This window comes from Brevundimonas sp. (genome assembly GCF_031412435.1).
GTDB lineage: Bacteria > Pseudomonadota > Alphaproteobacteria > Caulobacterales > Caulobacteraceae > Brevundimonas.
In genome coordinates this window covers 105,692-111,899 of record NZ_JANODA010000006.1, presented here as the reverse complement: position 1 = coordinate 111,899, position 6,208 = coordinate 105,692, and the positions used below count along the sequence as shown (strand labels likewise).

The window sequence follows — 6,208 nt, the reverse complement described above, 5'->3', positions numbered from 1 at the left end:
GCCGCCAGCTGACGCTGAGCGGCGGGGGCTTTGTCCAGCTTGCGCCGCGCGGCCTCGGCGGCCAGCAGCTTCTGGTCGATCACCTCATCGGTCATCTGGCGGAACATGTCTGACGAGGTGTCCAGCGGCTCACCCTCGCCGATCAACCCCTGGGCCACCGCCTCGCGCTTGACGTCGGAGACCCAGACCGTAGCGCCGTCCACCTTGGCCACCGCCTGATCGCCCCGCTCCGGCGCCCCCTCGCCGCCGCCGCCCCGGTCGCAGGCGACCAGGGCCAGGGCGATCGCCAGGATGGCGCCGAAATTACGAGCGAGATGCGCGGCCGCCATACGATGATCTCCGGATGCGCCCGCAGGCGGGCCTCCCTAGCCATTTCCATCCCGCGATGCAAAGGTTGCCGCCGACGGGTTTCGGGGCTTTAAGCAGCCCCTGAACGCACATCCCGGGAGGATCTATTCAAATGCGCGAAGCTGTTATCGTTTCCTACGCCCGCACGGGCCTGGCCAAGTCCGGTCGCGGGGGTTTCAACATCACGCCGCCGATGTCGATGGCCGCGCACGCCATCAAGCACGCGGTTGAGCGCTCCGGCGTCGAAGCCGACTTCGTCGAAGACTGCTACATGGGCAACAACAGTCACGGCGCCGCCAATATCGGTCGTCAGGCCGCCCTGCTGGCCGGCATGCCGGTGACCACCGCCGGCGTCACAGTCAACCGCTTCTGCTCGTCGGGCCTGCAAACCATCGCCATGGCCGCCAACCATATCCGCGGCGACGGCGCCGACTGCGTCGTGGCCGGCGGCGTCGAGAGCATCTCGATCCCCGGTGGCGGCATGCCCCGCGAAGCCATCGATCCCGACCTGATGAAGATCGCGCCGGACATCTTCATGGCGATGATCGACACCGCCGATGTGGTCGCCAAGCGTTACGGCCTCAGCCGCGAATACCAGGACGCGTTCTCGCTGGAGAGCCAGCGGCGCATGGCCGCCGCCCAGCAGGCGAACAAGTTCAAGGACGAGATCGTCCCGATGAAGACCAAGATGAAGGTGGTCAACAAGGAGACAAAGGAAGAGTCTATCGTCGACTACGTGGTGGACAAGGACGAGTGCAATCGCCCCGACACCACGATGGAGGGTCTCTCCAAGCTGGCCCCGGTCAAGGGCGAAGGCAACTTCGTCACCGCCGGCAACGCCAGCCAGCTGTCCGACGGCGCCGCCATGGTGGTGCTGATGGAAGCCAAGGAGGCCGAGCGTCGCGGTCTGGAGCCTATGGGTCGCTTCGTGTCGTGGGCCGTGGCCGGCTGCGAGCCTGACGAAATGGGCATCGGCCCGGTGTTCGCGATCCCCAAGTTGCTGGCGCGCCAGGGCTTGAAGGTCGACGACATCGACCTGTGGGAACTGAACGAGGCCTTCGCCAGCCAGTGCCTCTACAGCCGCGACAAGATGGGCATCGACCCGGAGAAATATAACGTCAACGGCGGCTCCATCTCCATCGGCCACCCCTTCGGCATGACCGGCGCGCGCCTGACCGGCCACATCCTGCAGGAAGGCCGTCGCCGCAAAGCCAAGTGGGGCGTGGTCACCATGTGCATCGGCGGCGGCCAAGGCGGCGCCGGCCTGTTCGAGATCTCCTAGGCAACCCTTCCTCTCTCGCCTGCGGCGGGAGAGGGGGACCACCCGCCGAAGAGCGGGTGGTGGCGAGGGCGAGCCACAGGCGCCGAGCCTGCGGCAGCCCTTTTCTGATTCAGAGCTTGAGGCTTTCCCTCTCCACCACGCCCTCTACGGGGCGCGGTCCCCCTCTCCCGCTGCGCGGGAAAGGAAGGGTTTCACCGCCTCAAACGTCCAGCCACGGTCGGAACTCCTCACCCCGCGTGACCGGTCGTAGTTTCCCACCACCGACACGCCTTCAAACCCCGCCGTCTCCAGCGCCATGCGGAATTCGTCCAAGCCCCAATAGCGTTGCGCCATCACGTCGATCTGGGATTCCACCAGCTGATGATCGCGCCAGCGTTCGTAGCGGTAGATGGTCTCGGCCCGCTGGCGGAACCAGTCGGTCACGTTCCGCACGCCCTCGCATGTCAGCAGGTCGCCACCGGGCGCCGTCCAGCGGCGGCGATCCTGCGTCCCGGACGCCAGATACGCGAGGCCCTGCATATCCAGCACCAGCACCCCGCCGGGCTCCAAAGCCGCATGGAACCGGCGCAGCACCGCCATCGCCGCCGCAAAGTCGTCGATCAGGGTGAACGAGCCCACCGGGACCAGGATCGCCCCGAACCGGCGATCATAGGCAAAGTCGGCATACCCCTGCCGGCTGAGGTCCGGCGAGAACCCCGCCTCGGCGCAACGGTCCCGGCACCGGTCCAGCATCTCGCCGCTGGGATCGAAGCCCGTGATATCAAGGCCGGCCTGCAGGAACGGGATCATGGTGCGTCCCGACCCACAGGCCGGCTCCAGGATCGGCCGGTCAAACCCCTGAAATCGCTCCAGGTGGAACGCGGTGTCGGCCAGGGCAAAATAGGGTTTGTCGATGTCATAGATTTCGGCCGCGATGGACCCATAGCGGTTTGTGGTCATGCCAGAAGTCATGAAGGTCTTTCAAAACAGAGAGATCATGCGCGCCGAGACTCTGTGGTCCCTGCGCGGCGCAAATGGCCGGCGGTGTCCGCGGCGCTTATGTGCGATCAAGCCTTCATAGTGACGCTGAGCGTATAGCGGCAGGGTGACAGGTCAACCCCAAACAACAGGCCGCCCGCGTTGACTTGGGCGGGGTCGCTGCTTAAGTCTGCCCCGCCCCTGAATGAGCGCTTTTTCCCGGCGGCGAGGGGCTTTCTCGCCGCGCGCGGCTCGTACGATCGGACTATCCCTTGAGCATGTTCCAACGCTTTTTCGGTTCCTCCAACGACCGCAAGGTCAAGGGGATGGCCGCCCGCGCCCTCAAGATCACCGCGCTGGAGCCCGCCACCCAGGCGCTCACCGACGATCAGCTGCGCGCCAAAACCGTGGAATTCCGCGAGCGGCTGGCCAAGGGCGAAACCCTGGACGGCCTTTTGGAAGACGCCTTCGCCGTGGTGCGAGAGGCCGCCCGGCGTGTGCTCGGCCAGCGTCACTACGACGTCCAGCTGGTCGGCGGCATGATCCTGCACAAAGGCGGCATCGCCGAAATGCGCACCGGCGAGGGCAAGACCCTGGTCGCCACCTGCCCGGTCTATCTGAACGCCCTGGCCGGCAAGGGCGTCCACGTCATCACCGTCAACGACTATCTGGCCCAGCGCGACAGCGAATGGATGGGCCAGGTCTACCGCTTCCTGGGCCTGAGCGTCGGCGTCATCGTCCACGGCCTCAGCCAGGGCCAGCGCCAGGCCGCCTACGGCTCCGACATCACCTACGGCACCAACAACGAGTTCGGCTTCGACTACCTGCGCGACAACCTGGTCTATGACGCTTCGGAGATGGTCCAGCGTGGCCACAACTTCGCGATTGTCGACGAGGTGGATTCGATCCTGATCGACGAGGCGCGCACGCCGCTGATCATTTCCGGCCCCACGGAAGACCGCTCCGACGTCTACCGCACCATCGACCTGGTGGTGAAGGAGATGATCCTCGACACCACCACCTACGAGTACGACGAGAAGCAGCGGCAGGTGATGCTGACCGAGGACGGCTCCGAAAAGGTCGAGGAGATGGTCGCGGCGTCCGGCCACCTGGCCGAGGATAGCGCCGGTCTGTACGATCCGGCCAATATTTCCGTCGTTCACCACATCAACCAGGCCCTGCGCGCCAACGTCATCTACGTGCGCGACAAGGACTACATCGTCCGCGCCGGCGAGGTGATCCTGATCGATGAGTTCACCGGCCGCATGATGACCGGACGCCGCCTGTCCGAAGGCCTCCACCAGGCCATCGAGGCCAAGGAGGACGTCAAGATCATGCCCGAGAACCAGACCCTGGCCTCGGTGACGATCCAGAACTATTTCCGCCTCTACGAGAAGCTGTCGGGCATGACCGGCACGGCCGCGACCGAGGCCCAGGAATTCCTCGACATCTACAAGATGGACGTCCTGGAGGTCCCGACCAACCGCCCGGTCCAGCGCATCGATTACGACGACGAGGTCTACCGGACCTATGCCGAGAAGAACCTGGCGATCGCCAAACAGATCGCCGACTGCCGCGAGCGCGGCCAGCCGATCCTGGTCGGCACGGTCTCGATCGAGAAGTCCGAACAGCTGTCGGCCCTGCTCGACAAGTATGAGCACAAGGTCGAGGTGTCGCGCACGCTGAAGAAGGAATTCGTAGGCAAGGACAAGGAGGCCGCAAAAGTCGGGGACGCCGCCTGGGACATCGTCTGGGAGACGAAGTTCAAGGGCATCCCTCACGCCGTCCTGAACGCGCGCCAGCACGAGCAGGAGGCTTTCATCGTCGCCGACGCCGGCCTGCCGGGCGCTGTGACCATCGCCACCAACATGGCCGGCCGCGGCACCGACATCCAGCTGGGCGGCAACCTCGAGATGCGTCTCGAGAAATACCGCCTCGACCAGCGCAATCTGGCCATCGAGGTCACGCCCGAGATGCTGGCGGCCGAGGAGGCCCGGCTCAAGGCCGACATCGCCGTGCAGAAGAAGATCGCGCTCGACGCCGGCGGCCTGTTCGTCCTCGGCACCGAACGTCACGAAAGCCGCCGTATCGACAATCAGCTGCGCGGCCGGACCGGCCGTCAGGGCGACCCCGGCACCTCGAAATTCTACCTGTCCTGCGAAGACGACCTGCTGCGCATCTTCGCCGGCGACCGTCTGGACTCGATCATGCGCAGCTTCGGCGTGGCCGAGGGCGAGGCCATCTCCCACCCCTGGCTGAACCGTGCCGTCGAGACCGCCCAGAAGCGCGTCGAGACCCGGAACTACGACATCCGCAAGAACCTGCTGAAGTACGACGACGTCGTGAACGACCAGCGCAAGGCCGTGTTCGAACAGCGCCAGGAGTTCATGGACTCCGAGGACCTGTCGGAACTGGTCGGCGAGTTCCGCCGCGACGTGGTCACCGACCTGGTCGACCGCTTCATGCCGCCCAAGGCCTATGCCGAACAGTGGGACATCGACGGCCTCGACGAGAAGGTGAAGTCGACCCTCGGCCTCGACCTGCCCCTGCACGACTGGGCCGCCGAGGAAGGCGTGTCGAACGAGGAGGTCGAGGAGCGTATCCAGGCCGCCGCCGAAGCGCGCGCCGCCGACCGTCTGGCGCAACTGGGCGAGACCCAGACCCGGGGATTGGAAAAGCAGTTCCTGATGCAGATGATCGACATGCAGTGGCGCGAGCACCTGGTGCATCTGGACCACCTGCGCGGCGTCATCGGCCTGCGCGGCTATGGCCAGCGCGATCCGCTGAACGAATACAAGACCGAGGCCTTCTCCCTGTTCGAGACCCTGCTGCACGAGCTGCGTCACAATGTGACGCGCTGGCTGATGACGGTGGAGTTCCGCTTCGAGGCTCCGCCGCCGATGGAAATGCCCGAGTTCCAGGAAATCCACCTGAACCCCGGCACCGGCGTCAACGAGATGGCCGATCCCCTGGCCCAGAACCCCGAAGGCCAGCTGACCGGCGACGCCCGGTCGCGCCTGCCCGTCGAACTGCTGCCGGCCGGCTGGGAGCGTACGCCCCGCAACGCCGACTGCCCCTGCCATTCAGGCCGCAAGTTCAAGCACTGCCACGGGGCGCTGGTCTAGGGGCCTGAGCGCGCCGGGCCAGGGCTTACCGCTCGGCGCGCGGCCGGCTTCCTGAACCGGTCAATACGGGTGCCGCCCGGGCGGGCTTGCGACCGGCGTGGCCGACACGACTGACGATCCGGAGAAACTTCGGGCATTCCATCAGGCTGGGAGCCGGGCAGGCGCTGGCGTGCAGCAGGCCATCGCGCATCCGCGAGAGGGCCTCGATGCGGCGGTTGAGCTCAACGGCCCTGGCCCTGAGCTGCGTCTTGTCAATCGCGACGAAGGGTGCGCCAGGCGCCTGCGCCGCAAGCAGGACTCCGAGTTCGTCGAGCGAGAATCCTGCAGCCTGACCCAAGGCGATCAGGGACAGCCGTTGCCGTACCCCGGGGTCGAACAGGCGCTTCAGCCCCCGGCGGCCGCTGGAGGCGATCAGCCCCTTCTCTTCGTAGTAGCGGAGCGTCGACGCCCGCAAACCGGTCTGTCGCGCCAGTTCGGCGATGTCGATGTCGATCAC

The 6,208-nt window shown here is 66.0% G+C and carries 4 protein-coding genes and 1 pseudogene; 2 read left to right on the top strand and 3 right to left on the bottom strand.

The window, feature by feature from the left end; translation table 11 throughout:
* Positions 1 to 329 (bottom strand): annotated as a pseudogene (locus RMO01_RS01555) (peptidylprolyl isomerase); the annotation flags it as partial.
* A gap of 131 nt (positions 330 to 460) precedes the next feature.
* On the opposite strand from RMO01_RS01555, the gene RMO01_RS01550 reads away from it, so the two are divergent.
* Positions 461 to 1,630: an acetyl-CoA C-acyltransferase gene (locus RMO01_RS01550; RefSeq protein WP_309627288.1), complete on the top strand. Its 1,170-nt coding sequence runs from the start codon at positions 461 to 463 to the stop codon at positions 1,628 to 1,630.
* 144 nt (positions 1,631 to 1,774) lie between these two features.
* Here the strand turns inward: RMO01_RS01550 and RMO01_RS01545 are convergent, their stop codons facing one another.
* The gene (locus RMO01_RS01545) at positions 1,775 to 2,569 is read right to left on the bottom strand and encodes a class I SAM-dependent methyltransferase (RefSeq protein ID WP_309627287.1); all 795 of its coding nucleotides are present in this window, start codon (positions 2,567 to 2,569) and stop codon (positions 1,775 to 1,777) included.
* 296 nt (positions 2,570 to 2,865) lie between these two features.
* On the opposite strand from RMO01_RS01545, the gene secA reads away from it, so the two are divergent.
* Complete coding sequence (secA, locus tag RMO01_RS01540) at positions 2,866 to 5,712, top strand: preprotein translocase subunit SecA (RefSeq protein WP_309627294.1); 2,847 nt, start codon at positions 2,866 to 2,868, stop codon at positions 5,710 to 5,712.
* A gap of 25 nt (positions 5,713 to 5,737) precedes the next feature.
* Here secA and RMO01_RS01535 read toward each other — a convergent pair whose 3' ends face one another.
* Positions 5,738 to 6,208, bottom strand: coding sequence for a helix-turn-helix domain-containing protein (locus tag RMO01_RS01535; protein ID WP_309627286.1), 471 nt, complete (start codon positions 6,206 to 6,208; stop codon positions 5,738 to 5,740).